We start from the raw sequence: 24,140 nt of genomic DNA on the forward strand, positions 1-24,140 counted from the left end.
TGGTCAATTGCTCACATTTTGAATCTGGTTCAAAATTTGCGCCCTTCCCCCGCCGACCACGCTGATGGGTACCAAGGAACGCCGCCAGCGCGATCTCGCCGCGCGCGAACAACGTTTCCTCGACTGCGCCCAGGAGCTGATCCAGCGCGATGGGCTGCTGAGCCTGCAGATGTCGCGCATCGCCGAGGAGTGCGACTACGCCGTCGGCACGCTTTACCAGCACTTCGCCAGCAAGGAGGACCTGCTGGTGGCGCTGGCCACGCGCAACTGCATGAGCCGGGTCGAACTGTTCACCCGCGCGGCCAGATGGCAGGGCCCCACCCGCGAACGCATGCTCGCCATCGCCATTGCCGACCTGATGCTGGTCCGCGAGCGTCCTGAATTCTTCCGGCTGTCGCAGTACGTGTTCACCGACGTCATCTGGCACGCCGCCTCGCCCGCCGCGCGCCTACGCTCGCTGGAGGCCGGCGCCCCGATCGGCGCCCTGATCGAAGGGATCGCCGACGACGCCATCCGCGCGGGCGACCTCCCCTCCACCACCGGCCTGGCCCCGCGCGCCCTGACCATCGGCCCATGGACGCTGTGCATGGGCATGCATACCTTGGTGCATGCCGAGGGCGTGCTCGAGCGCCATGATCCAGGCGAGCCCTACCGGCTCCTGATCAAGCACCTGCAGCACCTGCTCAACGGTTATGGCTGGCAGCCGCTGTTCGACGTCTCCGACGAAGCGGCCATCGACGCGCAGCTGGCGCGCATCAGCCGCGAGGTCTTCGATTCACCTGCACCGCCGCTGGGCGGCGTACCGCACTCCCACAAGGAAGCAACCTGATGGCCAGGCACGACTCCCCGCGCATTTCCGCACCGCGCACGCCTTCCACCCGCAAACGCATGTTCTGGATGCTGCTGATCACGCTGCTGGTATTTGGGCTGGTCTTCGGCGTCAAGGCGTTCTTCGCCGCGCAGACCAACAAGTTCTTCGACAACATGCCGCAGCCGCCGGCGACCATCAGCGCCGGCGTCGCGCAGCAGCAGACCTGGCGCGACACGGTGGAAGGCGTGGGCACGCTGGTTGCCGTCAATGGCACCCAGGTGACCACCGAATCGCCGGGCGTGATCAGCGAGATCCATTTCAATCCGGGCGACAGCGTCCGCGCCGGCGCGGTGCTGCTGCAGCTCAACGCCTCGACCGAAGTGGCGACGCTGAAGTCGCTGGAAGCCACCGCGCGCCTGACCGCGATCCAGAGCCAGCGCTATCACGAGCTGGCCGCGACCAAGCTGGTGTCGCGCGACGAAGCCGACAAGCGCGCCGCCGATGCCGCCACGGCGCGCGCGCAGGTCGACGCACAGCGCGCGCTCGTCGCGCGCAAGACGATCCGCGCCCCGTTCTCCGGCGTGCTCGGCATCCGCAAGGTCAACCTCGGCCAGTACGTGAATCCCGGCGACGAATTGGTCAGCCTGCAGGAACTGGATCCGATCTACCTCAATTTCACCCTGCCCGAGCAGCGCCTGCCGGCGATCCAGCAGGGCTCGGTGGTGAACGTGCAGGTGGATGCCATGCCGGGACAGAAGTTCCAGGGCACCATCACTTCGGTGGAACCGCAGGTCGACCCGCAAACGCGCAACTTCCAGGTACAGGCGACGCTGCGCAATCCGGCCAACAAGCTGCGGCCCGGTACCTTCGCGCGCGTGACCTTCGACCAGGGCGGCGAACAGCGCGTCGTGGTGGTCCCGCAGACCGCAATCAGCTTCAACCCGTACGGCAATTCCGTGTACGTGATCAGCGAGGCGCCGGCCCCGGCCAAGGCCGATCCGGCCAAGGCGAAGAACGAAGGCGCGGCGCCGGGCCCGACCCTGGTCGTGAAGCAGCGCTTCGTGAAGACCGGCGCGACCCACGGCGACCTGATCGCGATCACCGAAGGCCTCAAGCCGGGCGAACGCGTCGCCACCAGCGGCCTGCTCAAGCTGCGCAACGACGCCACCGTGATCATCAACAACAGCGTGCTGCCAACGTCCGACAAGACGCCGACGCCGGCGAACCGCTGACCGCACTTCCTCGCCGTCACGCTGCGCCCGGCGCGGAGTGACGGCAACAGTAGCGCCACCCCACCAAGGCCGCACGATGAAATTCACCGACATCTTCATCAAGAAACCCGTGCTGGCGCTCGTCGTCAGCTTGTTCATCCTGCTGCTCGGGCTACGCGCGGGCACGTCATTGAACGTGCGCCAGTACCCCGAGCTGCAGAACGCCGTCATCAACGTCAGCACCACCTACTTCGGCGCCGACGCGGACCTGATCCAGGGCTTCATCACCACCCCGCTGGAGCGCGAGGTAGCCAGCGCCGAAGGCATCGACTACCTGGTGTCCAGCAGCACCGCCGGCGTGTCGTCGATCCAAGCCTACATCCGCCTCGACCACAACGCCAACGACGCACTCACCGAGATCGCGGCCAAGGTCAACAAGCTGCGCGGCCAGCTGCCGCCGGAATCGGAAGACCCGGTGATCGAACTGCAGCAGGGCGAGCAGATCGCGGCGATGTACCTGTCGTTCGACAGCACCCTGCTCGACAACAACCAGATCACCGACTACCTGGTGCGCGCGGTCGAACCCAAGCTCGCCACGATCCAGGGCGTACAGCGCGCGGAAGTGATCGGCAGCGGCACCTTCGCCATGCGGGTGTGGATGAAGCCGGATCGCATGACCGCGCTCAAGGTCACCGCCAGCGACGTCTTCACCGCGCTGCAGTCGAACAACGTGCTGTCGGCGCTGGGCCAGACCAAGGGCCAGATGGTCTCCATCGACCTCACCGCGCGCACCGACCTGCGCACGCCGGAGGAATTCAAGCAGCTGGTGATTCGCTCGCAGGACGGCGCGATCGTGCGCCTGGGCGACGTCGCCGACGTGGTGCTGGGATCGGAAAGCTACGGCTCCTCGGTGTCGATGAACGGCCGCTCGGCGACGTTCATGGGCATCTACGTCGCGCCCGACGCCAACTCGCTCGACGTCATCAAGCAGGTGCGCGAGACCCTCGACCGCGACATCAAGCCGCAGCTGCCCGAAGGCCTGAGCGCCAGCGTCCCGTACGACAGCACCAAGTACATCGACGACGCCATCAACGAGGTGATCCACACCATCGTCGAGGCGGTGCTGATCGTGATCGTGGTGATCTACCTGTTCCTGGGCAGCTTCCGCAGCGTGCTGATCCCGGCGGTGACGGTGCCGCTGTCGCTGATCGGCGCGCTGTTCCTGATGCTGCTGATGGGCTTCACCATCAACCTGCTGACCCTGCTGGCGATGGTGCTGGCGATCGGCATCGTGGTCGATGACGCGATCATCGTGCTGGAGAACGTGCACCGGCATATCGAGGAGGGGATGAAGCCGTTCGATGCGGCCATACGCGGCGCGCGCGAACTGGCCTGGCCGGTGGTGGCGATGACCACCACGCTGGTCGCGGTGTACATCCCGATCGGCTTCCAGGGAGGCCTCACCGGCGTGCTGTTCACCGAGTTCGCCTTCACCCTGGCGGGCGCGGTGCTGCTCTCGGGCGTGATCGCGCTGACCCTGACGCCGATGATGTGCGCCAAGATCCTCAAGGCGCACGAGCATGGCACAGGCAAGGGCAAGCTCGAGGTCTGGCTGGACACCCAGTTCGAGAAGCTGCGCGGTAGCTACGAGAAGCGCCTGCACAGCGCGCTGGCGACGAAATCGGTAATCGCGATCTTCGGCCTGCTCGTGTTCGTCTCCTGCGCCTTCCTCTACATGGGCTCGCCCAAGGAACCCGCCCCCGCGGAGGACCAGGGCTTCATCTTCTCGTTCTCATCGGCCGACCCGGCCTCCACGCTCGACTACGTGGAGCGCTACACCGCCGAGCTGACCAAGATCGGCAAGGAGACCAAGGAGAACGAGAATTTCTTCCTGATCAACGGCGGCGCCGGCACCAACACCGCGATCGCCGGCTTCGTGCTGAAGCCGTGGGGCGAGCGCGACCGCACCACCCAGCAGGTCCTCGACCAGACGATCCAGCCGGAACTGTCGAAGATCACCGGCCTCAACGTGTTCGCGCAGGTGCCGCCCGCGCTGCCCAGCGCCGGCGGCGGCGGTGGCGGCGGCGAGTTCGTGATCGGCGGCACCGGCTCGCTGACGCAGCTGCAGGAGCTGGCCGACGCGGTGCTGGCCAAGGCCCGCGAGAGCAAGCGTTTCATCTTCCTCGACAAGGACCTGAAGATCGACAAGCCGCGCGTGGAGGTGCTGGTCGACCGCGACAAGGCGGCACTGCTCGGCATCGACATGCGCACGCTGTCGGCGGACATGTCGGCGATGCTGTCGGGCGGCTATGCCAACCGCTTCGCCCTGCAGAACCGCTCCTACCGCGTGATCCCGCAGGTGCAGCGCAGCGACCGGCTCAACGCCAGCGACCTCACCAACTACTACACGCGGACCAAGGACGGCGACCTGATCCCGCTGTCCACGATCGTGACGCTGAAGGAATCGGCGCAACCCGAGCAGCTCAAGCGCTTCCAGCAGCTCAACGCGGTCTCGATCACGTTCGCGCCGCGGCCGGGCGTGAGCAAGGGCGAGGCGCTGTCGATCCTGGAGGGCGCGGCCAAGGAGGTGCTGCCGCAGGGCTACAGCGTCGACTACGCCGGCGAATCGCGCCAGTTCAAGCAGGAGGGCCAGGCGATGCTGATGACCCTGGCGCTGGCGATCATCGTGATCTTCCTGGTGCTGTCGGCACAGTTCGAGAGCTTCCGCGACGCAATCATCATGCTGCTGACGGTGCCGATGGCGATCTGCGGCGCGTTGCTGGTGCTCAACATCCTGGCGATCCTCAACGGCATCCTCGGTTTCATGGGGATGGCGGGATTCCCCGGCATGAGCATCAACATCTACACCCAGGTCGGCCTGGTGACGCTGGTGGGCGTGATCTCCAAGCACGGCATCCTGATCGTGGAGTTCGCCAACAAGCTGCAGATCGAACAGGGCCTGGGCAAGCGCGAAGCGATCGAGCAGGCCGCCGGCATCCGCCTGCGTCCGGTGCTGATGACGACCGCGGCGCTGGTGTTCGCCATGGTGCCGCTGCTTATCGCCAGCGGCGCCGGCGCCGCCGCGCGCTTCTGCATGGGCCTGGTGATCGCCGCCGGCATGCTGATCGGCACGATGTTCACCCTGTTCGTGCTGCCGGCGTTCTACCTGTACCTGGCGCAGGACCAGAGCAAGCGGCGCGAGGCGAAGGCGGCGGAAGGCGAGCCCGCGCTGCCGCCCACGCCGGAAGCCGGCTAAGCCACACCGGATCACGGAACGGGTGCAGCGATGCGCCCGTTCTGCTTTGCGAGAAGCCGGTGTCAGTCCGGTACGACCAGGTGCGTCGCCATCGCCCGCGGATCAGGTGTCGCCGCATGGGGCAGTCGACCCCAGCACGGCGCGGGCAATACGCGCTGCAGGATGGCGAAGTTGTCGTCCATGCGCGCCATGCCCGGATCGATGTCATTCGCGATCCAGCCGAGCAGCCGCGCGCCATCGGCCTCGATCGCGCGCGCGGTGAGGCGCGCATGGTTGATGCAGCCCAGCCGCAGGCCGACCACCATCACCACCGGCAGGTCCAGCGCACGCACGACGTCCAGCTGGTCGAGGCTCGGGGTCAGCGGCGCCGCCCAGCCACCCACGCCCTCGACCACCACGGCATCGGCCATCGCGGCGAGGCGCCCGTAGGCCGCGGCGATCGGCGGCAACGAGACGGTGATGCCGGCGTCGGCCGCGGCGAGTTCCGGCGCCAGCGGATTGGGCAGCGCGAACGGATTCACGTCGGCGTACCCGGGCACTGGCGCGCTGGCCTGCTGCAAGGCCAGCGCATCTTCGTTGCGCCAGCCTTCGGCCGTGGCTTCGCAGCCGCTCGCCACCGGCTTCATCCCCACCGCGCGCAGGCCGCGCGCGCGCAACGCATGCAGGAGCGCGGCGCTGGCGACCGACTTGCCGATGCCGGTGTCGGTGCCGGTCACGTAGAGAGAATTCAGCGTCATGGGCCGGCATCCTAGCCGCCGCGGCCCGGCTGATACACTGCCGGCATGACCTTCACCGCCTCCCAGCTCAACGGCAGCAAGGCCGAGCAGTACGCGCAGCTCCTCGAGCAGGCGCACGGGCTACTCGCCGGCGAGCGCGACCGCATCGCCAACGCCGCCAACCTGTCGGCGCTGGTCTACCACGCGCTGCCGGCTCTCAACTGGGTCGGGTTCTATTTCTTCGACGGCCGCGAGCTCGTGGTCGGCCCGTTCCAGGGCCTGCCGGCTTGCGTGCGCATTCCGCTCGACAAGGGTGTGTGCGGCGCCGCCGCGCGCACGCGCCAGACCCAGCGCGTGGCCGACGTGCACGCGTTCCCCGGCCACATCGCCTGCGACGCGGCCTCGCGCTCGGAGGTGGTGGTACCGCTATTCCGCGGCGACGAACTGGTCGGTGTGTTCGACCTCGACAGTCCCGAACCCGATCGCTTCGACGCCGACGACCAGCGCGGCCTCGAAGCCCTCGCCCAGGCCTTCATGGAATCCCTGTCATGACGACGGCGAAGATGCGCAACATCGGTCCGAAGAGCGCCGCGTGGCTGCGCCAGGTCGGACTGCGAACGCTCGAGGACCTGGCCGCGGTCGGCACGGTGGAGGCCTTCATGCGGGTCAAGCGCGCCGGCTTCAAGCCGGGGCTCAACCTGCTCTACGCGATCGAAGGCGCGCTGCTCGACTGCCACTGGCAGGAAGTGCCGGAGGAACGCCGCCAGGAACTGATCCTCGCCGCCGACGCCGCCACCGCGAAGCTGCCGCCGCCGCGCAACCGGCCTGCGGCCGGCCCGGTGACCACCACACAGATGAGCGAACCCGAATCCGACGCGGCGACATTTGGCGCGCTGTTCGATTCCCAGGAAGCCACCGGCGAAGCCGAAGACTGACGCGCGGAGCGCACGCCCCCGCCACCGGGGTTCCTGACGTAGTACTGGCTTCAGTGCTGCAGCTCCCGCCCGTTGCGGGTGGCGCTTCTCGCGCGCGCAACCCATAGGCGGGTATCGACGCAGGCGAAGCCGCGCACCTTCGCGATGGCCAAAGTCTCCATCAACTGGTCAATCACCGCCGCCGCCTCGCGGCTTGTGGACACCACGTTGCCGTCAAGCACCGCGAGTTCCACCGCTCGCGGATTGGGCTGACGCAATCTCGAGGCAACCGAGACGGCCGCAGCCACGAGCGGGGCCGCATGCGCAATGCGCCGGATGCAGGCAAGAAAGAAGGCCTCGCATGCGAGGCCTTCCTGAAGCACCAACCCGCTCCGGGTCAATGCTACGGCCGCATCGCCATCGCCAGCCCCGCGCGATGCTCCTGATGTTGCATCTGTGCCTGGACCTGGGCCGTTTGACAGTTCGCGTCCTGCGTCGCCAGCAAGTCGGTGCTGTGCACAACGGGCTGTACCGCGCTTTGTGCCTTGTCCACGCATACCAGATGGCGCGCCGGGTCGTGCAGGTATCCCTGCACCGCGAGCAATCCGTCGCCGCGCATGTTCACCAGCACGTGGTCGATGCGCCCTACGCCGCTCTCCCTAGCCTTCTGCGCGAGCGCCGCAGCGGTGTTGTCCACTTCCAATTCGTTGCGGAAGGTGCCCGCAGGCAACTGCCGCAGCCCGTGCTGCGCCTGCTGGTACAGCGCGTGGCTCGGGTGCGTCTTCTCCGACAGCAAGGGCGAGCGCTCGGCCCTGGTCAGTGCGGCGCGCGTGTCGTCGCCGACGATCCCATCAACGTGCAGGCCATGTGCGCACTGGAAGGCGCGCACCGCGTGCTCGGTCTTGCCTCCGAATTCGCCGTCGACCTTCAAGGGGTGGCCGTGGGGGGCGGTATAGCCGAGTGCTGTCAGCCGATCCTGCAATGCCCTAACGTCGGGCCCGCGTTCGCCATCGCGAAGGACTTCTTTGGGATTTGGCGCATGCGATTGTTGCCGGGGTACCGCACCGTCCAGCCGCCCTTCACGGAAATCCTCAACAAGGACACCGTTCTTCCGCAACAGCTCCTCTTGCGTCGCCAGCTCCACGAGCGCCGCCTTTTCGGCCCTTGCTCGCTTCAGCAGACCCGGCTGCCACTCAGGTGAGCTTTTGAACAGAGAAGCATTGTGGGCAATCTTGTAGTCCTGAACGGCCCCGACGATGTCAGTGTCCGACAACCGGGACACATTGCAGTCGGGTCCAAACCTCTCGGCGAGGCCTTTGGCAAATATTCGCGGCGTAAGCCCTCTGAATTGAACGGACGTACTCCACAACGCGTCCTGTACTGCGCGGCCCCGGTCCGACAGGTCGATGCCTGCGGATTTAAGGGCGGCAACTTGTTCACCGTAGTGTGACCTGCCAATGAAATCGTGCTGATCCTGAGCAAACCCGGGGTCCGACTTCGCAAGCTCCTTCCATTTGGCGTTGAAGGCCGGCGTCGTGGGGGTCAACCCCTTGAACCGATCGCCATACCGCGATTGATCCAAGTACTCCTGCAAGGTTCCCATCCTTGTCGACAGCTGGTAGGCGCCGTACGAAACGCCACCTCTATCTCCCTTGCCGGTCGAGATGACCCCGGCCCCGAGCCCACTCGACTCATAGCGGGCGGAAGTTTGCCCAAGGTGCCAACTCTCGACGACACGACGTGCTTCCTGGACTTTGTCGTTCATATCTGTCACTCCCTGACATTTGTTTCAGCCGATCGCCACTACCACTTAGTCCAACAGCGTTCTCTCCAACCGAGTCGCTCTTTCTGCCGTCCTCTTCAACGCACAGATGTTGGCCTCAATTCGCTGAGCCTGTCCTTCCACTTGCGCGTCCCAGCTACACACCGAATCCCTCTCGGAAATCCACTTCTTCTCTTCGTCCTTGAGCTCGCTCCTTTTGTGATCGGAAAGCTTTGCCATGACGTTTCGATACGCAGCGTTCAATCTGGCGTCTTGATACTCAAACTCCGCCACGACACAAGCTTGCATGGCCCACGTCGAGCCATCGTTGGATGCGGCGCATTCGTAGTACGAGTCGCGCAAGACTCTTTCGTTCGCGTTTGTCGTCGTGGCTGCACCGGTGGCTCCGCTGCCAGAGGAATGAAGCCTTGTCTGCGCGGTCGCCGGCTCCGGTTGAGTATCCGCTGTGGCATCTGGAGCGGTCGCTACCGGAGCGCCTGTCGCGGTGGAATCGCATGCGACCAACAGGATCGCCGCAAGTAGGGGTGGGATCGCTTTCGTAAACATCAGTTCAACTCCTTTTGATTACAAGTGAATGCAGCAGCCCGCCAGAATCGGCGGCACCCGTGCTGATAGAACGATTCGCCTGTCCAACTGGCCTGTCGATATTGTCGTCGGAGACGACTGTGGGACGTTCCATGTCCACCCCTTGGTTCGTGCACCTCGATGGGCGCGTACTGGCATCTTGCCACTGCACTTGCGCGCTTGCGAGCCGCCGTAACGGATCGGCGGCGATCGGGATATGGCTGAGCCGGTTAAGGCTCGCCTACGAGCTGATCCTCGCCGCCGACGCCGCCACCGCGCAACCGGCCCGCGGCCGGGCCGGTGACCACCACCACGCACGCGGTCGAAAGCGAGCGCGAAGATCCCGACGCCCTCGGCGAGCTGTTCGACGCCCCCGACGCCGCCGCGGACGACTGAGCGCTCGCGCGCGTTCGATGCAAAAAAGCCCGGGAATCCCGGGCTCGTTCTTGCGTGCCTGCGGAGCGCTTACTCCACCGTCACCGACTTGGCCAGATTGCGCGGCTTGTCGACGTCGGTGCCGCGCGCCAAGGCGGCGTGGTAGGCCAGCAGCTGCACCGGGATCGCGTGCACGATCGGCGACAGCACGCCGACGTGGCGCGGGGTGCGGATCACGTGAACCTGTTCGGATTCGCCGAACTGGCTGTCGGCATCGGCGAACACGAACATCTCGCCGCCGCGCGCGCGCACTTCCTGGATGTTCGACTTCACCTTCTCCAGCAGCGAGTCGTTGGGAGCGATCACCACCACCGGCATCTCGCTGTCGACCAGCGCGAGCGGGCCGTGCTTGAGTTCGCCGGCCGGGTAGGCCTCGGCGTGGATGTAGGAGATTTCCTTGAGCTTGAGCGCGCCTTCCAGGGCGATCGGATAGTGCATGCCGCGGCCCAGGAACAGCGCGTGCTGCTTGGGCGCGAAACGATCGGACCAGACGACGATCTGCGGCTCCAGGTTGAGCGCGTGCTGCACGCTGCCCGGCAGCTGGCGCAGGGCTTCCAGGTACTCGGCTTCCTGCTGCGCATCCAGGCGGCCGCGCAGCTTGGCCAGCGTGCAGGTCAGGGTGAACAGCGCGACCAGCTGGGTGGTGAAGGCCTTGGTGGAAGCCACGCCGATCTCGGCGCCGGCGCGGGTGTAGTAGACGAGGCGGCTGGCGCGCGGGATCGCGCTCTCGGGCACGTTGCAGATCGACAGCGTGCGGTCGTGGCCGAGCGACTTGGCGTACTTGAGCGCTTCCATCGTGTCGAGGGTTTCGCCCGACTGCGAGATGGTGACGATCAGCTGCTTCGGATTGGCCACCACGCTGCGGTAGCGGTATTCGCTGGCGATGTCGACCGCGCACGGCAGGCCGGTGATCGCCTCGATCCAGTAGCGCGCGGTCATGCCGGCGTACGAACTGGTGCCGCAGGCGATGATCTGCACGCCCTCGATGTCGGCCAGCACGCTTTCCGCGTCCTTGCCGAACAGTTCCGGCGAGAAGCCGCCGTTGTCCATCACCGCCTCGATCGTGTCGGCGATGGCGCGGGGCTGCTCGTGGATTTCCTTCTGCATGAAGTGGCGGTACGGGCCGAGCTCCAGCGAGGCGAGCGACACGTCGGAGACATGCACGTCGCGTTCGATCGCCTGGCCGTCGCCGTCGAAGATGCGCACCGAGTCCCGGGTGATTTCGGCGGTGTCGCCTTCCTCGAGGAAGATCACCCGGCGCGTGGCCTGCACGATCGCGGACACGTCGCTGGCGACGAAGTTCTCGCCTTCGCCCAGTCCGACCAGCAACGGGCAGCCCATGCGCGCGGCGACCAGTCGGCCCGGCTCCTTCCGGCTCACCACCGCCAGGGCGTAGGCGCCGTGCAGTTCGCGCACCGTGTGCTGCAGCGCGCTGAGCAGGTCGTCGCCGCCCTTGAGGTGGTGGTGGATGAGGTGCGCGATGACCTCGGTGTCGGTCTGCGATTCGAATTCGTAGCCGAGCTGGCGCAGGCGCTCGCGCTGCTCCTCGTGGTTCTCGATGATGCCGTTGTGCACCAGCGCGACGCCGTGGCTGATGTGCGGGTGGGCGTTGGCTTCGGTCACGCCGCCGTGGGTGGCCCAGCGGGTGTGGCCAATGCCGAGGCGGGCGCTGAAACGCTCGGCTTCGGCGGCGCTTTCCATCTCCGCGACACGGCCGGTGCGGCGCACGCGGCGCACGTCGCTGGCCGCGCCCTCGCCGTCGACGACGGCGATGCCGGCGGAGTCGTAGCCGCGGTATTCCAGGCGCTTGAGGCCTTCGATCAGGACCGGAACGACGTCGCGATTCGCGATTGCACCAACAATGCCGCACATAGGCTGGGGGAGTCCGCTGGAGAAGGCAGGCAGTTTAGCGCCAGCACCGCAGTCACCCCGCGGCCGGCGTTGCATCACAGCCAACGCATTCATGGAGTCGATCCGGTCTCGGCCAAGCCGCCGCCCGCTGTCCGCGCGGACATGGCGGTGTCCGTGCGGACACCCGGACACTGCGACAAACTCCTTACAAATCAATGATCTGAGATTGGCACGCGATCTGCTTAACAGAGGGTAGTCCTCTTCTTCCTGCAGACGCCCCATGAGCATCCGCGACACCTCCGCCCAGGATCGGCCCATTCACGGCGACAACGCCGCTGCCGCCCGCACGTCCTCGCCGCGCAAGCGCCGGGTGCTGTTCGCCGGCGCCGGGGTCGCCGCACTGGTGATCGTCGTCGGCTGGCTGCTCGCGGGCTGGACCGCCGGCGCGCGTTCGTTCGACGCCTCGCGCCTGCGCATCGCGCCGGTCACCCGCGGCGACCTGGTCCGCGACATCTCCGCCGACGGCCGGGTGATCGCGGCCAACAGCCCGACCCTGTACGCGATCGCCGGCGGCACCGTGACCCTGCAGGTCGTGGCCGGCGACAAGGTCAAGAAGGACCAGCCGCTCGCCGAGATCGACAGCCCCGAACTGCGCAGCAAGCTGGCGCAGGAGCAGGCGACGCTGGCCGGCCTGGAAGCCGAAGCCAGCCGCGCCGTGCTCGACGCGCAGATCACGCGTTCGACCGCGCGCAAGCTGCTCGACCAGGCGCAGATCGACCGCCTCGCCGCGCAGCGCGACCTCGAGCGCAACCAGCGCGCCTTTGAGGGCGGCGCGGTGGCGCAGATCGACGTGGCGCGCGCGCAGGACACGCTGAAGAAGGCCGACCTCGGCCTCGCCAGTGCGCGCAACGATTTCGGCCTGCTCGGCCAGGGCGCCGGCCTCGACATGCGCAACAAGCGCCTGCTCGCCGACCGCCAGCGCGCGGTGGTGAAGGAACTGCAGCGCCAGGTCGACGCGCTCACCCTGCGCGCGCCGTTCGATGGCCAGGTCGGCCAGGTGATGGTGGCGCAGCGCCAGAACGTCGCAATCAACGCCGCGGTCCTGAGCGTCGTCGACCTGGGCGTGTTCGAGGTCGAGATCAAGGTGCCCGAGAGCTTCGCGCGCGACCTCGCCATCGGCATGCCGGCGCAGGTTACCGGCCCGACCGGCACGCTGGACGCGGAAATCTCGGCGGTGTCGCCGGAAGTGGTGAACGGCGAAGTCACCGGCCGCCTGCGCTTCAAGCAGCAGCAGCCGCCGGGCCTGCGCCAGAACCAGCGCATGAGCGTGCGCATCCTGCTCGACACGCGCCGCAACGTGCTGATGGTCGAACGCGGCCCGTTCCTCGAACAGGGTGGCGGCAACAGCGCCTACGTGATGGACGGCAGCAGCGCGGTCAAGCGGCCCGTCCGCACCGGCGCGAGCAGCCTGGGCGCGGTCGAGATCCTCGGCGGCGTGCAGGAAGGCGACCGCATTGTGGTGTCCGGCGCCGACGGCTTCGGCGAATCCGACAAAGTCCGCATCACTGGAGAATGATCATGAGCCCGATCAACAAGTCTGCGACGCGCGGCAACTCGGCTTACCCGCAGCACGGGTTTCCGCGCACGTGGTCCGCGCTGGATCTGGCCGATGCCATCCCGCTGAAGCTGTCCGAGCGCCTCACCCTGGGGCTGGTCGCATTCGCGCCCGCCGAGGCCGCCGCCAACAGCCCGTTCGCGATGCCCGCCCCGCGCGCCTGGCGCCGCCGCTACCTGGCCGGCGCCGAACTTCCCGCTTTCGTCCGCGTGCGCTGAACCGCGCCCCTCATCGGAGAACCCTCATGAACACCCGCAAGTCCCCTTCCACGCAGTCACCGCTGCCGCAATGGTCGTCGCAGGACCTGGCCGATGCCGTTCCGCAGCGGCTGTCCGACCTGATCACGCCGGCGCTGCTGGATTTCGGCGCCGGCAATGCCGCGGCCAATGGTCTGGCGCTCTCGCCGTGGGCGTTCGACTGGCGCCGCCGCGCCGACCTGTCCGCCTTCCGCGTGCGCTGACGCGCGCTTTCGACCCCTTCAGACAGACAACGAGGAACCCGCCATGCTGCACATGCAAGCCGTCACCAAGGTCTACCGCACCGAGCTCGTCGAAACCCATGCCCTGCGTTCGCTCGACCTGCACGTGCGCGAGGGCGAGTTCGTCGCCGTCACCGGCCCGTCCGGCTCGGGCAAGACCACGTTCCTCAACATCGCCGGCCTGCTCGAGGAATTCACCGGCGGCACCTACCTGCTCGACGGCCAGGACGTGCGCGGACTGGCGGACGACGCGCGCAGCCGGCTGCGCAACCAGAAGATCGGTTTCATCTTCCAGAGCTTCAACCTGATCCCTGATCTCAACCTGTTCGACAACGTCGACGTGCCGCTGCGCTATCGCGGCTTCGCCGCGGCCGAGCGCAAGCAGCGGATCGAGAAGGCGCTGGCGCAGGTCGGCCTGGGCTCGCGCATGAAGCACTACCCGGCCGAACTCTCCGGCGGCCAGCAGCAGCGCGCGGCGATCGCGCGCGCGCTCGCCGGCACGCCGCGCCTGCTGCTCGCCGACGAACCCACCGGCAACCTCGACTCGCAGATGGCGCGCGGCGTGATGGAACTGCTGGAGGAGATCAACGCCGCCGGCACCACCATCGTCATGGTCACCCACGACCCCGAGCTGGCCGCCCGCGCGCAACGCAACGTGCACATCGTCGACGGCATGGCGACCGATATCTCGGTGGAGTCGAGCCTGCTGCGCGCCCGCGACCTGGCCGCCACCATCGAATCGAACTGAGGCCGCGCCCATGATCGGCTACTACTTCAACCTCGCCCTGCGCAGCTTCAAGCGCAACAAGGTGCTGACCGCACTGATGGTGCTGGCGATCGCGCTGGGCATCGGCGCGGCGATGACCACGCTCACCGTCTACCACGTGCTGTCCGGCGATCCGCTGCCGGGCAAGAGCCAGACGCTGTTCTATCCGCAGATCGATCCGCGCACCAACGAGGAGTTCCGCCCGGGCGAGGACCCGCCGGGACAGCTCACCCGCCTGGATGCCGAAGCCCTGCTCAAGGCCAGGCGCGGCGACCGCCAGGCCCTGATGACCGGCGGTGGCGTCGCGGTGCAGCCGCAGCGCACCGACCTGCTGCCGTTCGCCGCGGATGCCCGCTACACCAGCGCCGACTTCTTCCCGATGTTCGACGTGCCCTTCCTCTACGGCAGCGGTTGGAACGCCGCGGCCGACGAGGGCCGCGCACGCGACGTGGTGATCGCCAAGGCGCTCAACGAGAAGGTGTTCGGCGGCGGCAACAGCGTCGGCAAGACCCTGCGCCTGGACGGCACCGACTTCCGCGTGGTCGGCGTGCTCGACACGTGGCGCCCCGTGCCGAAGTTCTACGACCTCAACACCAGCCGCCACGGCTACGGCGAGGCCGAGCAGGTGTTCCTGCCCTTCAGCACCTCGCGTGAACTCGACCTCGGCCGCAGCGGCAACATGAACTGCTACGACAACCGCGTCGATGGCGTCAGCCCGACCGACGTCGGCGCGCCGTGCGTGTGGATGCAGTTATGGGTGCAGCTGGATACGCCGCAGAAGGCGCAGGCGTACCGGGCGTTCCTGGAGAACTACTCCGGGCAGCAGCGCGCGGCCGGCCGCTTCCAGCGCCCGAACAACGTGCAGTTGCGCGACCTGATGGGCTTCCTGCGCCACGAAAAGGTGGTGCCGGACGACGTCAACCTGCAGATGTGGCTCGCCTTCGGCTTCCTGCTGGTGTGCCTGCTCAACACCGTGGGCCTGCTGCTGGCGAAGTTCATGCGCCGCTCCGCCGAGATCGGCGTGCGCCGCGCACTCGGCGCCTCGCGTGGCGCGATCTTCGCCCAGTGCCTGATCGAGGCGGTCTCGGTCGGCCTGGTCGGCGGCGTGCTGGGCCTGGGGCTGGCCGTGCTCGGCCTGTGGGCCGTGCGCCAGCAACCGGTGGAACATGCCGCGCTCGCCCACCTCGACCCGGCGATGCTCGCGACCACCTTCGTGCTCGCGCTGGTCGCCAGCCTGTTCGCCGGCGCCCTGCCCGCCTGGCGCGCGTGCCAGGTCACGCCCGCCATCCAGCTTAAGACCCAATGATTCACATCGAATCGAGGCCTGCCATGGAACTCCGCCCCATCCTCTCGACGCTGCGCCGGCACAAGACCGCCGCCGCCCTGATCGTGCTCGAGATCGCGCTCAGCTGCGCGATCATCTGCAACGCCGTGTTCCTGATCCGCGAGCGCATCGCCCGCATCGACATGCCCAGCGGCGTGGCCGAGCGCGAAGCGGTGATCATCAACCTCACCGGCATCGGCACCAACCAGAACGCGGCCGCGCTGACCCGCGAAGACCTCGCCGCGCTGCGCGCCATACCGGGCGTCAGCGCCGCGGCGTCCACCAACGAAGTGCCGTTCGGCAACTCGTCCTGGAACAGCGGCGTCACCCTGAGCCCGGAACAGACCGAGTCGACGCTCAACGCCACCACCTACATGGACAGCGGCGAACTGCTGCAGTCCCTTGGCGTGAAACTGGTGGCCGGACGCACGTTCAACCCGGACGAATACAGCGACTTCGACGCGGGCAAGGGCTTCGAGGACGCCGGCTCGGGCACGGCGATCATCTCCAAGGCGGTCGCCGACAAGCTCTATCCGGGCAAGAACGCGGTCGGACAGACGTTCTACTTCGGCGACAACAAACCGGTCACCGTGGTGGGCGTGGTCGACACGCTGGTACGCCCCTACTTCGGCCCCAAGGACATGCTGCCCCAGTTGTCCATCGTGCTGCCCGTGCGCATCCCCTACGACAACGGCGGCTACTACGTCCTGCGCACCACGCCGGAGCAGCGCGAGCGCGTGCTCAAGGATGCCGTGAAGGTGCTGGAGAAGAACGGCCCCAACCGCATCATCCTGGACCACAAGACGCAGGAGCAGTACCGCGACGAGTTCTTCCAGCAGGACCAGTCGATGGTGTGGCTGCTGATCGCGGTGTGCATCGCGTTGCTGGTGGTGACGGCACTGGGCATCGTCGGCCTGGCCAGCTTCTGGGTGCAGCAGCGCACCAAGCAGATCGGCGTGCGTCGCGCGCTGGGCGCCACGCGTGGGCAGATCCTGCGCTACTTCCAGACCGAGAACTTCCTGCTCGCCACGGTCGGCATCGTGATCGGCATGATCGGCGCATACGGCATCAACCAGTTGCTGATGAGCTCCTACGAACTGCCACGCCTGCCCGCGCTGTACTTGCCGGTCGGTGCGCTGGTGCTGTGGGCGCTGGGACAGCTATCGGTGCTGGGGCCGGCACGCCGCGCCGCGGCGGTACCGCCGGCGGTGGCCACCCGCACGGTCTGACCTGCGACGGCGCCGCAATGGCGCCGTCCCTTTCCGGGAGCACGACATGGCATTGGCATCGCGGTTCCTTCCCCTGCTGCTGTTGGTTGCGTGCGCCGCCGGCGCGGCCGGGCACGACGACGCCGCGTACGCGTGGCGCGATAACGGCCGCGCGCTGTCGATGCAGGACCACGGCAGCGGCACCGGTGTCGAAGTAACGCAGGCCTCGCCGGCACCGCTGTTCGGCCTGCAGGCCGGCGACCTGATCGTGGCCGTCGATGCGCAGCCGGTGCGCAGCCTTGGCGCCCTGATGGCGGCACTCGAACGGCACCGCGGCACCATCGCCACGCTGCAGGTGCAACGCAACGGCAAGCAGCGTTTGCTGCGCTGGGGCGTCGCCGAACTGCGCACGCTGTTGCCGACGCCGCCGCCGGCGCCACCGGCACCGCCGCGGCACTGACCTCGTTCCGTTTTTGCGATGATGGGCGCGAGCCCACACTGTCCACGCTACCGACCGCCTGCATGCCGACCGTCCTCGTCATCGACGACAACCCTTCCGTCGCCACCGCGCTCGAGACCCTGTTCTCGCTGCACGACATCGACACGCGTGCGGTCACCACCCCGGCCGATGGGCTTGCGCTGCTCGCCCGCGAGCCCTTCGACCTGGTCGTGCAGGACATGAACTTCCATGCCGACACCACCTCGGGCGAGGAAGGCGTGGAACTGTTCGCACGCATCCGCGCCGCGCACCCGGACCTGCCGGTGATCCTGCTCACCGCCTGGACGCACCTGGAATCCGCGGTGGACCTGGTGAAGGCCGGCGCCGCCGACTACCTCGCCAAGCCTTGGGACGACCGCAAGCTGCTGGCCACGGTGAACAACCTGCTCGAACTGTCGCAGGCGAAGCAGGAACTGGCGCGCCACCGCACCAGCGGCCGTCGCCGCCGCGACGCGCTGGAGCGCGAATTCGACCTGCGCGGACTGGTGTACGCCGACCCCGCCAGCGAAGCCGCACTGTCGCTCGCGTGCCAGGTCGCGCGCTCGGACCTGCCGGTGCTGCTGGTCGGACCCAACGGCGCGGGCAAGGAGAAGTACGCCGAGATCATCCACGCCAACTCGTCGGTGAAGAACGGCCCCTTCGTCGCCCTCAACTGCGGCGCGCTGCCGGGCGAACTGATCGAGGCCGAACTGTTCGGCGCCGAGGCCGGCGCCTACACCGGCGCCAACCGCGCGCGCGAAGGCAAGTTCGAGGCCGCCGATGGCGGCACGCTGTTCCTCGACGAGATCGGCACGCTGCCGCTGGCCGGGCAGGTCAAGCTGCTGCGCGTACTCGAGACGGGCCGCTTCGAGCGGCTCGGCGGCAACCGCGAACGCACGGTCAAGGTGCGCGTGATCAGCGCCACCAATGCCGACCTGCCGGCGCTGATCGCGGCGGGCCAGTTCCGCGAGGACCTGTACTACCGCCTCAACGCGATCGAGGTGCGGCTGCCGCCGCTGGCGCAGCGCGGCGACGACATCCTGCCGCTCGCCCGCCACTTCCTTCCGGCAGGCAAGCAACTCGACGCCGAGGCCGAGCACGCGTTGCTTGCGCACGCGTGGCCCGGCAACGTGCGCGAACTGCGCAACACCATCCAGCGCGCCTCGCTGCTCGCGCGCGGCGAGAAGATCGGCGTCGGCGATCTCGGCCTGCCCGTGCCCGCGCGCGCGGTCGCCGCCGGCAATGGCGGCGACGAGCCCGATCGCGCCACGATCGAAGCGGCGCTCGCGCGCGCCGGCGGCGTGCTCGCGCAGGCCGCGAGCGACCTGGGCCTGTCGCGGCAGGCGCTGTACCGCCGGCTCGAACGGCTGGGCATCGACCGGCCATGAGCGCGGCGCACCCGCGGGCAGCACTGCCATGAACCGCTGGCTGCAGCGCCTGCCGCTGAGCGTTGTGTTCGCCGCGATCGCGCTGGTGTACATGGCGCTGGCGGCGGCGATCGCGCTGCTGATGGTGCGTTGGACCGGCAACCCGTGGCTGTCCGGCGCCGTCGCCGTCGCCGTGCTGCTGCCGCTGCTGGTCTATCACGTGCGCCGCGCGTTCGCGCCGATGAATTCGCTGTTCCGCGCCCTGGCCGGCACCGTGGCGAGCTATCGCGATGGTGACTTCGCCTTCGGCCTGTCGTGGCGCGGCGGTGGCGACCTCGGCCAGCTCGTCGCCAGCCACAACGAACTGGGCGACGCGCTGCGCGAACAGCGCCTGGCGTTGGTGCAGCGCGAGCTGCTGCTCGACACGATGGTGCAGAACACGCCGGTGGCGATGCTGCTGGTCGATTCGTCGCGCCGCATCGTCCTGGGCAACATCGCCGCGCGCAAGCTACTGGGCGATGGCAAGCGCCTGGAGGGCCGCGCCTTCGACGAGATCATGGCGCAGGCGCCCGATGCGATGCGCGAGGCATTCGAGCGCGGCGGCGACGGCATGTTCACCGTCGGTGACATCGACAACGAAGACATCTACCACCTCGCCCGCCGCCACTTCCGCCTCAACGGCCGCCGCCACGAGCTGGTGCTGCTGCGCCAGCTCACCGCGGAGCTGCGCCGCCAGGAAGTGCAGACCTGGAAGAAGGTGATCCGGGTGATCAGCCACGAGCTCAACAACTCGCTGGCGCCGATCGCCTCGCTGGCCCACTCTGGCGCCGAGCTGCTGCGCCGCGGCCAGCTGGAACGCCTGCCGACCGCGCTGGCCACCATCGAGGAGCGGGCGCGCCATCTGGAAGGTTTCATCCGCGACTACGCGCGCTTCGCCAAGATGCCCTCGCCACGCCTGGAATCGGTGCCGTGGCCGCGCTTCGTCGCGCAACTGCGGGCGCAGGTGGATTTCGCCTACGACGGCCCGGAATCGCCCGACGCCATCGCGCGCATCGACATCGCGCAACTGGAGCAGGCGCTGATCAACCTGCTGAAGAACGCGCACGAATCGGGCTCCAAACCGGAAGACGTCACCTTGTCGCTGCGGCGCCTGCCGGAAGCCTGGCGCGTCGACGTGCTCGACCGCGGCAGCGGCATGAACGAAGCGGTGCTCGCCAATGCGCTGCTGCCCTTCTATTCGACCAAGCGCCACGGCACCGGCCTGGGCCTGGCGCTGGCGCGCGAGATCGCCGAGGCCCACGGCGGCCGCATCGCCCTGCTCAACCGCGAGGGTGGCGGGCTGTGCGTGTCGCTGGTGTTGCCGACGTAGGCTGGGTTGGCTTCACCAACCCAGCATCCGTGGGATGTTCAATGACCGCTGGGTTGCTCGGTTGGCTTCACCAACCCAGCATCCGCGGGACATTGAGTGACCGCTGGGTTGATGAAGCCAACCCAGCCTACGGCTTCTTCATCGGCCGTTGCCAGCCGTCGACCGAAAGCTGCTTGCCACGCGCGATGCTGAGCTTGTCGGCCGGTGCATCCTTGGTGATCACCGAACCCGCGCCAATCGTCGCGTTGCGGCCGATCGTCACCGGCGCGACCAGCGAGGAGTTCGAGCCGATGAAGGCGCCGTCCTCGATCGTCGTGGTCGACTTGTTCACGCCGTCGTAGTTGCAGGTGATGGTACCGGCGCCGACATTGACGCCGCTGCCGATCGCCGCGTCGCCGAGGTAGGCCAGGTGGTTGGCCTTGCTCGACACGCCGAGGCGTGCGTTCTTGGTCTCGACGAAGTTGCCGATGTGCACGCCGTCGGCGAGCACCGTGCCGGGGCGCAGGCGCGCGAACGGACCGATCAGCGCCGCGCCTTCGACGACCACGCCGTCGAGGTCGCAGTGCGCGCGCAATTCCGTGCCCGGTCCCAGGGTCACGTCCTTGAGCCGGCAGAAGGGACCGATGCGCACGCCGTCGGCGAGCTTCACTTCGCCTTCGAAGACCACGTCGGCATCGATCTCCACGTCCATGCCGACGCTGACCCGGCCGCGGATGTCCAGGCGCGCCGGATCGGTCACGCGCGCACCCTGCAGGCACAAGGCACGCGCCGCCCGCTTCTGGAAGGCGCGCTCGAGCTGGGCCAGCTGCCACGGGTCGTTGGCGCCTTCGGTTTCGATCGGATCGACGACATGCACCATCTCGGCCGCGTCGAACTCGGTCGACGCCGAAGCGAACACGTCGGTGAGGTAGTACTCGCCCTGCGCGTTGTCGCTGCGCAGGTGCTCGAGCCAGCGCCGCAGCGGCTCGCCGTCGGCCACGATGATGCCGGTGTTGACGGTCTTGATCTCGCGCTGGTCCTCGTCGGCGTCCTTGTGCTCGACGATGCGGCCGACGCGGCCTTCGGGATCGCGCAGCACGCGGCCGTAGCCGGTGGGATCCTCGAGGTCGGCCACCAGCACCGCGATGCGCCCGGGCGCGGCCAACAGCCGCTGCAGCGTTGCCGGGGTGATCAGCGGCACGTCGCCGTACAGCACCAGCACGCGCGCATCGATCGGCACGTTGGGCATCGCCTGCTGCACGGCGTGGCCGGTGCCGAGCTGTTGCTCCTGTTCCGCCCACAGCAGGTCGGACTGGTCGGCGAATGCCGCGCGCACCGCTTCGCCGCGATGGCCATACACGACGTGGATCCCGGCCGGCTGCAGCGCGCGTGCACTGTCGATCACGTGCGCGAGCATCGGCCGGCCCGCGATCTTCTGCAGGACCTTGGGCAGGCTCGATTTCATGCGCTTGCCCTCGCCGGCGGCGAGGATGATGACGTGCAGGGCAGCCGACATGGGAATTCCGTGCAATGGGACCTGCCGGCATTTTAGGACGCACTGATAGCATGCCGCGATGACTGTCGATGCATCGCTTTCCGCGGCCGCCTGTGCCGGCATGCCTGCGGCCCGTCCGTGGGAGCGCGGCCTGCTGTGGCTCGGCGTGCCGCTGTGCGCCGCGGGCCTGGCCACCACCGGCATCGCCGCGCAGTGGCACGGCGGCCGGTTCGCGGAACTGCTGTTGCTTACGCTGGCGAGCCTGGCGCTGGCGGCGCTGTTGCGGCGTGCGGGGCGCTGGCGCATGGCAAGCGGGCTTGCGCTCGCCTGGCTGGCGGCGCTTATCCTGTTCGCCGGCGCGCTGCCCGCCGTGGCCGTGGCGCTGCTGGGTGCGGCCGCCCTCGCCCTGGGCAGCGTGGTGGATCGCGATGCGCCCGTGGCATTACGCGCGGCCGCGGGCGTGGCGCTGGTCGCCGGCGTGCTCGGCTGGCTGCTGCCGCTGCCCATTCACTATCGGGCGGTATATCTGCTGGCATGCGCCGCGGCGATCGCCTGGCGCTGGCGCGTGCTTCGCGCCAGCTGGCACGGTGCCGCGGCGGGCTGGCGCGACGCAGTCGCGGCCGCGCCACGCGCATCGGCATTCGCGGTACTGGTGCTGGGGCTGGCGAGCACGGGCTGCTGGCTGCCGACGATGCAGGCGGACGATGTCGTCTACCACCTGCGCCTGCCGTGGCAGCTCATGCAAGCGCACCGCTATCCGCTGGATCCGGCCCTGCACGTGTGGTCGCTGGCGCCGTGGGCCGGCGATGTGCTGCAGGCGGTGGCGCAGTTGCTCGCCGGTGGCGAGGCGCGCGGCGCGCTCAACGCCTTGTGGATCGCGCTGACGGCGGCAGGCCTGTGGCGCATCGTCATCGCGCTGCACGGCAGCGCCCGCGCGGCCTGGTTCGCCGTCGCGCTGTACGCCAGCCTGCCCCTGACCGCTGCGCTGGCCGGCGGCATGCAGACCGAGACGCCGACCGCGGCGCTGCTGGTGTGGCTGGCATGGACGATCCTGGATGCCGGCGCGCAGAGTTCGCGCCGGTTGTGGCTAGCAGCCCTGCTGTTGGGCGGGCTGCTGGCGCTGAAACTTGCGGCCGCGCTGCTCGCGCTGCTGTTGTTGCCGTGGGCGCTATGGCGGCACCGTCGCCTGCCTTCGCTGCGCGCCGCCGCGCTCGTCTGGGTGATCGTCATGGCGATCGGTGGCGCCAGTTACGCCTATGCCTGGCAGGTCGCGCACAACCCGTTCCTGCCGCTGTTCAACGCGTGGTTCCAGTCGCCCTACTTCGACCCGGTCAATTTCGATGACGTGCGTTGGCATGCCGGTTTCGACGCGGCGCTGCCCTGGAACCTGACGTTCCACACCGATCGTTACCTGGAAGCGTTCCCCGGCGGCGGCGGCTTCGTCCTCGTCGCGCTCGCCGGCGCCTGGTTGCTGGCCCTGATGCGGCGCGGTACGGCGGCAACCGCGCTCGCCGCGACCGCCCTGCTGGTGGTTCCGCTGTGGCCGATGCAGTACCTGCGCTATGTCTTTCCGGCATTGGTGCTGCTGCTGGCGCCACTGACCGTGGCGGCGTTCCGCACCGATGCGAGGCGCGCCGCCTGGCTGTGCGCGGGCGTGTGCGCATTGAACCTCGCCTTCCAGGCCAACGCGTTCTGGCTGCTGCGCGTCGGCGCGCTGAAGGCGACCGTGCTCGCGGGCGGCGGCGATGCCCCGGTGTTCGCCGAGCGCGTGCCGGAGCGCAACCTGATCGCGGCGTTGCGCGGCACGCCGCACGGCAGCGTCCTGGCGCTCGATCCCGCGCGGCCGTACGTGGCCGAACTCGGGATGCGGGGCCGCAGCGTCTCCGGCTACGACCGCTTGCTGCAGCGCGCCGCGCAGGCGGCCGATGCGGACGCCAGTGGCGAGGAATGGATGGCATTGCTTCGTCGCGAGGGCATCACCGAGGTACTGGTGCGGCCCACGCTGCTCGCACCGGCTCAGCAGGCGGCGCTCGCGCGGCTTGGAGCCGCTCCGCGACAGGCGCAAGGCGACCTCCAGTGGTGGCGCATTCCGCAAGAGGCCCAGCGATGAGCCTGCTGCGCCAGGGCAGCCACTACATGGCGATCGGCATGCTGCAGTACGTCGTGGACTGGGGCGTGATGGTGACGCTGAGCCATTTCGGCCTGTCGGTGGAACTCGCCAACGTCGCCGGCCGGGTGAGTGGCGCGGTGCTCGGCTTCTGGCTCAACGGCCGCATCACCTTCGCCAACGAGGCCGGCCCGCCCGGGCGCCGCCAGCTGCAGCGCTTCGTGCTGCTGTGGCTGGTCATGACCGCATTGAGCACCTGGACGGTCGGCACGGTGGAGAACACGGCCGGGCTGCGCTGGGCGTGGCTGGCGAAGCCCGCGGTCGAACTCGTGCTCGCGGCGATGAGCTTCACCGTTTCGCGGCACTGGGTGTACCGGCGCTGACACGAGCTGCGACGCGGTACCGGCGCAAGC

22 protein-coding genes are annotated in these 24,140 nt (G+C 68.3%); 16 read left to right on the forward strand and 6 right to left on the reverse strand.

Annotation, left to right across the window (positions count from 1 at the left end):
• The first annotated feature begins 64 nt into the window (after positions 1 to 64).
• The 3 genes from BP05_RS12895 (at position 65) to BP05_RS12905 (ending at position 5,278) form a co-directional block, all read left to right on the forward strand.
• Complete coding sequence (locus BP05_RS12895) at positions 65 to 829, forward strand: TetR/AcrR family transcriptional regulator (protein WP_496364089.1); 765 nt, start codon at positions 65 to 67, stop codon at positions 827 to 829.
• Positions 829 to 2,043, forward strand: coding sequence for an efflux RND transporter periplasmic adaptor subunit (locus BP05_RS12900; protein WP_496364091.1), 1,215 nt, complete (start codon positions 829 to 831; stop codon positions 2,041 to 2,043). Before BP05_RS12895 ends, BP05_RS12900 begins: the two co-directional genes overlap by 1 nt.
• A 76-nt stretch (positions 2,044 to 2,119) precedes the next feature.
• Positions 2,120 to 5,278, forward strand: coding sequence for an efflux RND transporter permease subunit (locus tag BP05_RS12905; RefSeq protein WP_496364093.1), 3,159 nt, complete (start codon positions 2,120 to 2,122; stop codon positions 5,276 to 5,278).
• 62 nt (positions 5,279 to 5,340) lie between these two features.
• Here the strand turns inward: BP05_RS12905 and bioD are convergent, their stop codons facing one another.
• Entirely contained in the window at positions 5,341 to 6,015 is a 675-nt protein-coding gene (bioD, locus tag BP05_RS12910) for a dethiobiotin synthase (protein WP_496364095.1), read from the reverse strand.
• A 45-nt stretch (positions 6,016 to 6,060) separates the two neighbouring features.
• Between bioD and BP05_RS12915 the strand changes: the two genes are divergently transcribed.
• Positions 6,061 to 6,546 (forward strand): GAF domain-containing protein, encoded by a 486-nt coding sequence (locus BP05_RS12915; RefSeq protein WP_496364097.1) that lies wholly within the window; start codon positions 6,061 to 6,063, stop codon positions 6,544 to 6,546.
• Positions 6,543 to 6,929, forward strand: a complete 387-nt coding sequence (locus tag BP05_RS12920; RefSeq protein WP_496364099.1) for a TfoX/Sxy family protein — start codon at positions 6,543 to 6,545, stop codon at positions 6,927 to 6,929. Before BP05_RS12915 ends, BP05_RS12920 begins: the two co-directional genes overlap by 4 nt.
• A gap of 50 nt (positions 6,930 to 6,979) precedes the next feature.
• Here BP05_RS12920 and BP05_RS12925 read toward each other — a convergent pair whose 3' ends face one another.
• From BP05_RS12925 to glmS, 4 genes are all read right to left on the reverse strand, one after another.
• Positions 6,980 to 7,291, reverse strand: a complete 312-nt coding sequence (locus BP05_RS12925; RefSeq protein WP_496364101.1) for a hypothetical protein — start codon at positions 7,289 to 7,291, stop codon at positions 6,980 to 6,982.
• 20 nt (positions 7,292 to 7,311) lie between these two features.
• Positions 7,312 to 8,673, reverse strand: a complete 1,362-nt coding sequence (locus BP05_RS12930) for a VgrG-related protein (protein ID WP_496364103.1) — start codon at positions 8,671 to 8,673, stop codon at positions 7,312 to 7,314.
• A 45-nt stretch (positions 8,674 to 8,718) separates the two neighbouring features.
• On the reverse strand, positions 8,719 to 9,237 hold the full coding sequence (locus BP05_RS12935; RefSeq protein ID WP_496364105.1) for a lysozyme inhibitor LprI family protein: 519 nt from the start codon (positions 9,235 to 9,237) through the stop codon (positions 8,719 to 8,721).
• Positions 9,238 to 9,720: 483 nt separating this feature from the next.
• Positions 9,721 to 11,562, reverse strand: a complete 1,842-nt coding sequence (glmS, locus tag BP05_RS12940) for a glutamine--fructose-6-phosphate transaminase (isomerizing) (RefSeq protein WP_496364107.1) — start codon at positions 11,560 to 11,562, stop codon at positions 9,721 to 9,723.
• Between the two features lie 259 nt (positions 11,563 to 11,821).
• Here glmS and BP05_RS12945 point away from each other — a divergent pair, with 259 nt between their 5' ends.
• From BP05_RS12945 to BP05_RS12985, 9 genes are all read left to right on the forward strand, one after another.
• A complete protein-coding gene (locus BP05_RS12945) occupies positions 11,822 to 13,117 on the forward strand; it encodes an efflux RND transporter periplasmic adaptor subunit (RefSeq protein WP_496364109.1) in 1,296 nt (431 codons plus the stop codon).
• A 2-nt stretch (positions 13,118 to 13,119) separates the two neighbouring features.
• Positions 13,120 to 13,374 carry a hypothetical protein gene (locus BP05_RS12950; protein WP_496364111.1) on the forward strand — a complete coding sequence of 85 codons (255 nt, stop codon included), beginning with the start codon at positions 13,120 to 13,122 and terminating at the stop codon, positions 13,372 to 13,374.
• 26 nt (positions 13,375 to 13,400) lie between these two features.
• Entirely contained in the window at positions 13,401 to 13,616 is a 216-nt protein-coding gene (locus BP05_RS12955; protein WP_496364113.1) for a hypothetical protein, read from the forward strand.
• A 43-nt stretch (positions 13,617 to 13,659) separates the two neighbouring features.
• The gene (locus tag BP05_RS12960; RefSeq protein ID WP_496364115.1) at positions 13,660 to 14,382 is read left to right on the forward strand and encodes an ABC transporter ATP-binding protein; all 723 of its coding nucleotides are present in this window, start codon (positions 13,660 to 13,662) and stop codon (positions 14,380 to 14,382) included.
• A gap of 10 nt (positions 14,383 to 14,392) precedes the next feature.
• A complete protein-coding gene (locus tag BP05_RS12965; protein ID WP_496364117.1) occupies positions 14,393 to 15,706 on the forward strand; it encodes an ABC transporter permease in 1,314 nt (437 codons plus the stop codon).
• Between the two features lie 23 nt (positions 15,707 to 15,729).
• Positions 15,730 to 16,953, forward strand: a complete 1,224-nt coding sequence (locus BP05_RS12970) for an ABC transporter permease (protein ID WP_496364119.1) — start codon at positions 15,730 to 15,732, stop codon at positions 16,951 to 16,953.
• Positions 16,954 to 16,999: 46 nt separating this feature from the next.
• Positions 17,000 to 17,392 carry a PDZ domain-containing protein gene (locus BP05_RS12975; RefSeq protein WP_496364121.1) on the forward strand — a complete coding sequence of 131 codons (393 nt, stop codon included), beginning with the start codon at positions 17,000 to 17,002 and terminating at the stop codon, positions 17,390 to 17,392.
• Positions 17,393 to 17,454: 62 nt separating this feature from the next.
• Positions 17,455 to 18,798, forward strand: a complete 1,344-nt coding sequence (locus BP05_RS12980; protein WP_496364123.1) for a sigma-54-dependent transcriptional regulator — start codon at positions 17,455 to 17,457, stop codon at positions 18,796 to 18,798.
• Between the two features lie 28 nt (positions 18,799 to 18,826).
• Positions 18,827 to 20,146 (forward strand): sensor histidine kinase, encoded by a 1,320-nt coding sequence (locus BP05_RS12985; RefSeq protein WP_496364125.1) that lies wholly within the window; start codon positions 18,827 to 18,829, stop codon positions 20,144 to 20,146.
• Between the two features lie 127 nt (positions 20,147 to 20,273).
• Here BP05_RS12985 and glmU read toward each other — a convergent pair whose 3' ends face one another.
• Entirely contained in the window at positions 20,274 to 21,641 is a 1,368-nt protein-coding gene (gene glmU, locus BP05_RS12990; protein ID WP_496364127.1) for a bifunctional UDP-N-acetylglucosamine diphosphorylase/glucosamine-1-phosphate N-acetyltransferase GlmU, read from the reverse strand.
• A gap of 58 nt (positions 21,642 to 21,699) precedes the next feature.
• On the opposite strand from glmU, the gene BP05_RS12995 reads away from it, so the two are divergent.
• Both BP05_RS12995 and BP05_RS13000 read left to right on the forward strand, forming a co-directional pair.
• Positions 21,700 to 23,730 (forward strand): hypothetical protein, encoded by a 2,031-nt coding sequence (locus BP05_RS12995; RefSeq protein WP_496364129.1) that lies wholly within the window; start codon positions 21,700 to 21,702, stop codon positions 23,728 to 23,730.
• Complete coding sequence (locus tag BP05_RS13000; RefSeq protein WP_496364131.1) at positions 23,727 to 24,110, forward strand: GtrA family protein; 384 nt, start codon at positions 23,727 to 23,729, stop codon at positions 24,108 to 24,110. Before BP05_RS12995 ends, BP05_RS13000 begins: the two co-directional genes overlap by 4 nt.
• Positions 24,111 to 24,140: the final 30 nt, after the last annotated feature.

The sequence above is a fragment of the Lysobacter oryzae DSM 21044 genome (assembly GCF_059568595.1).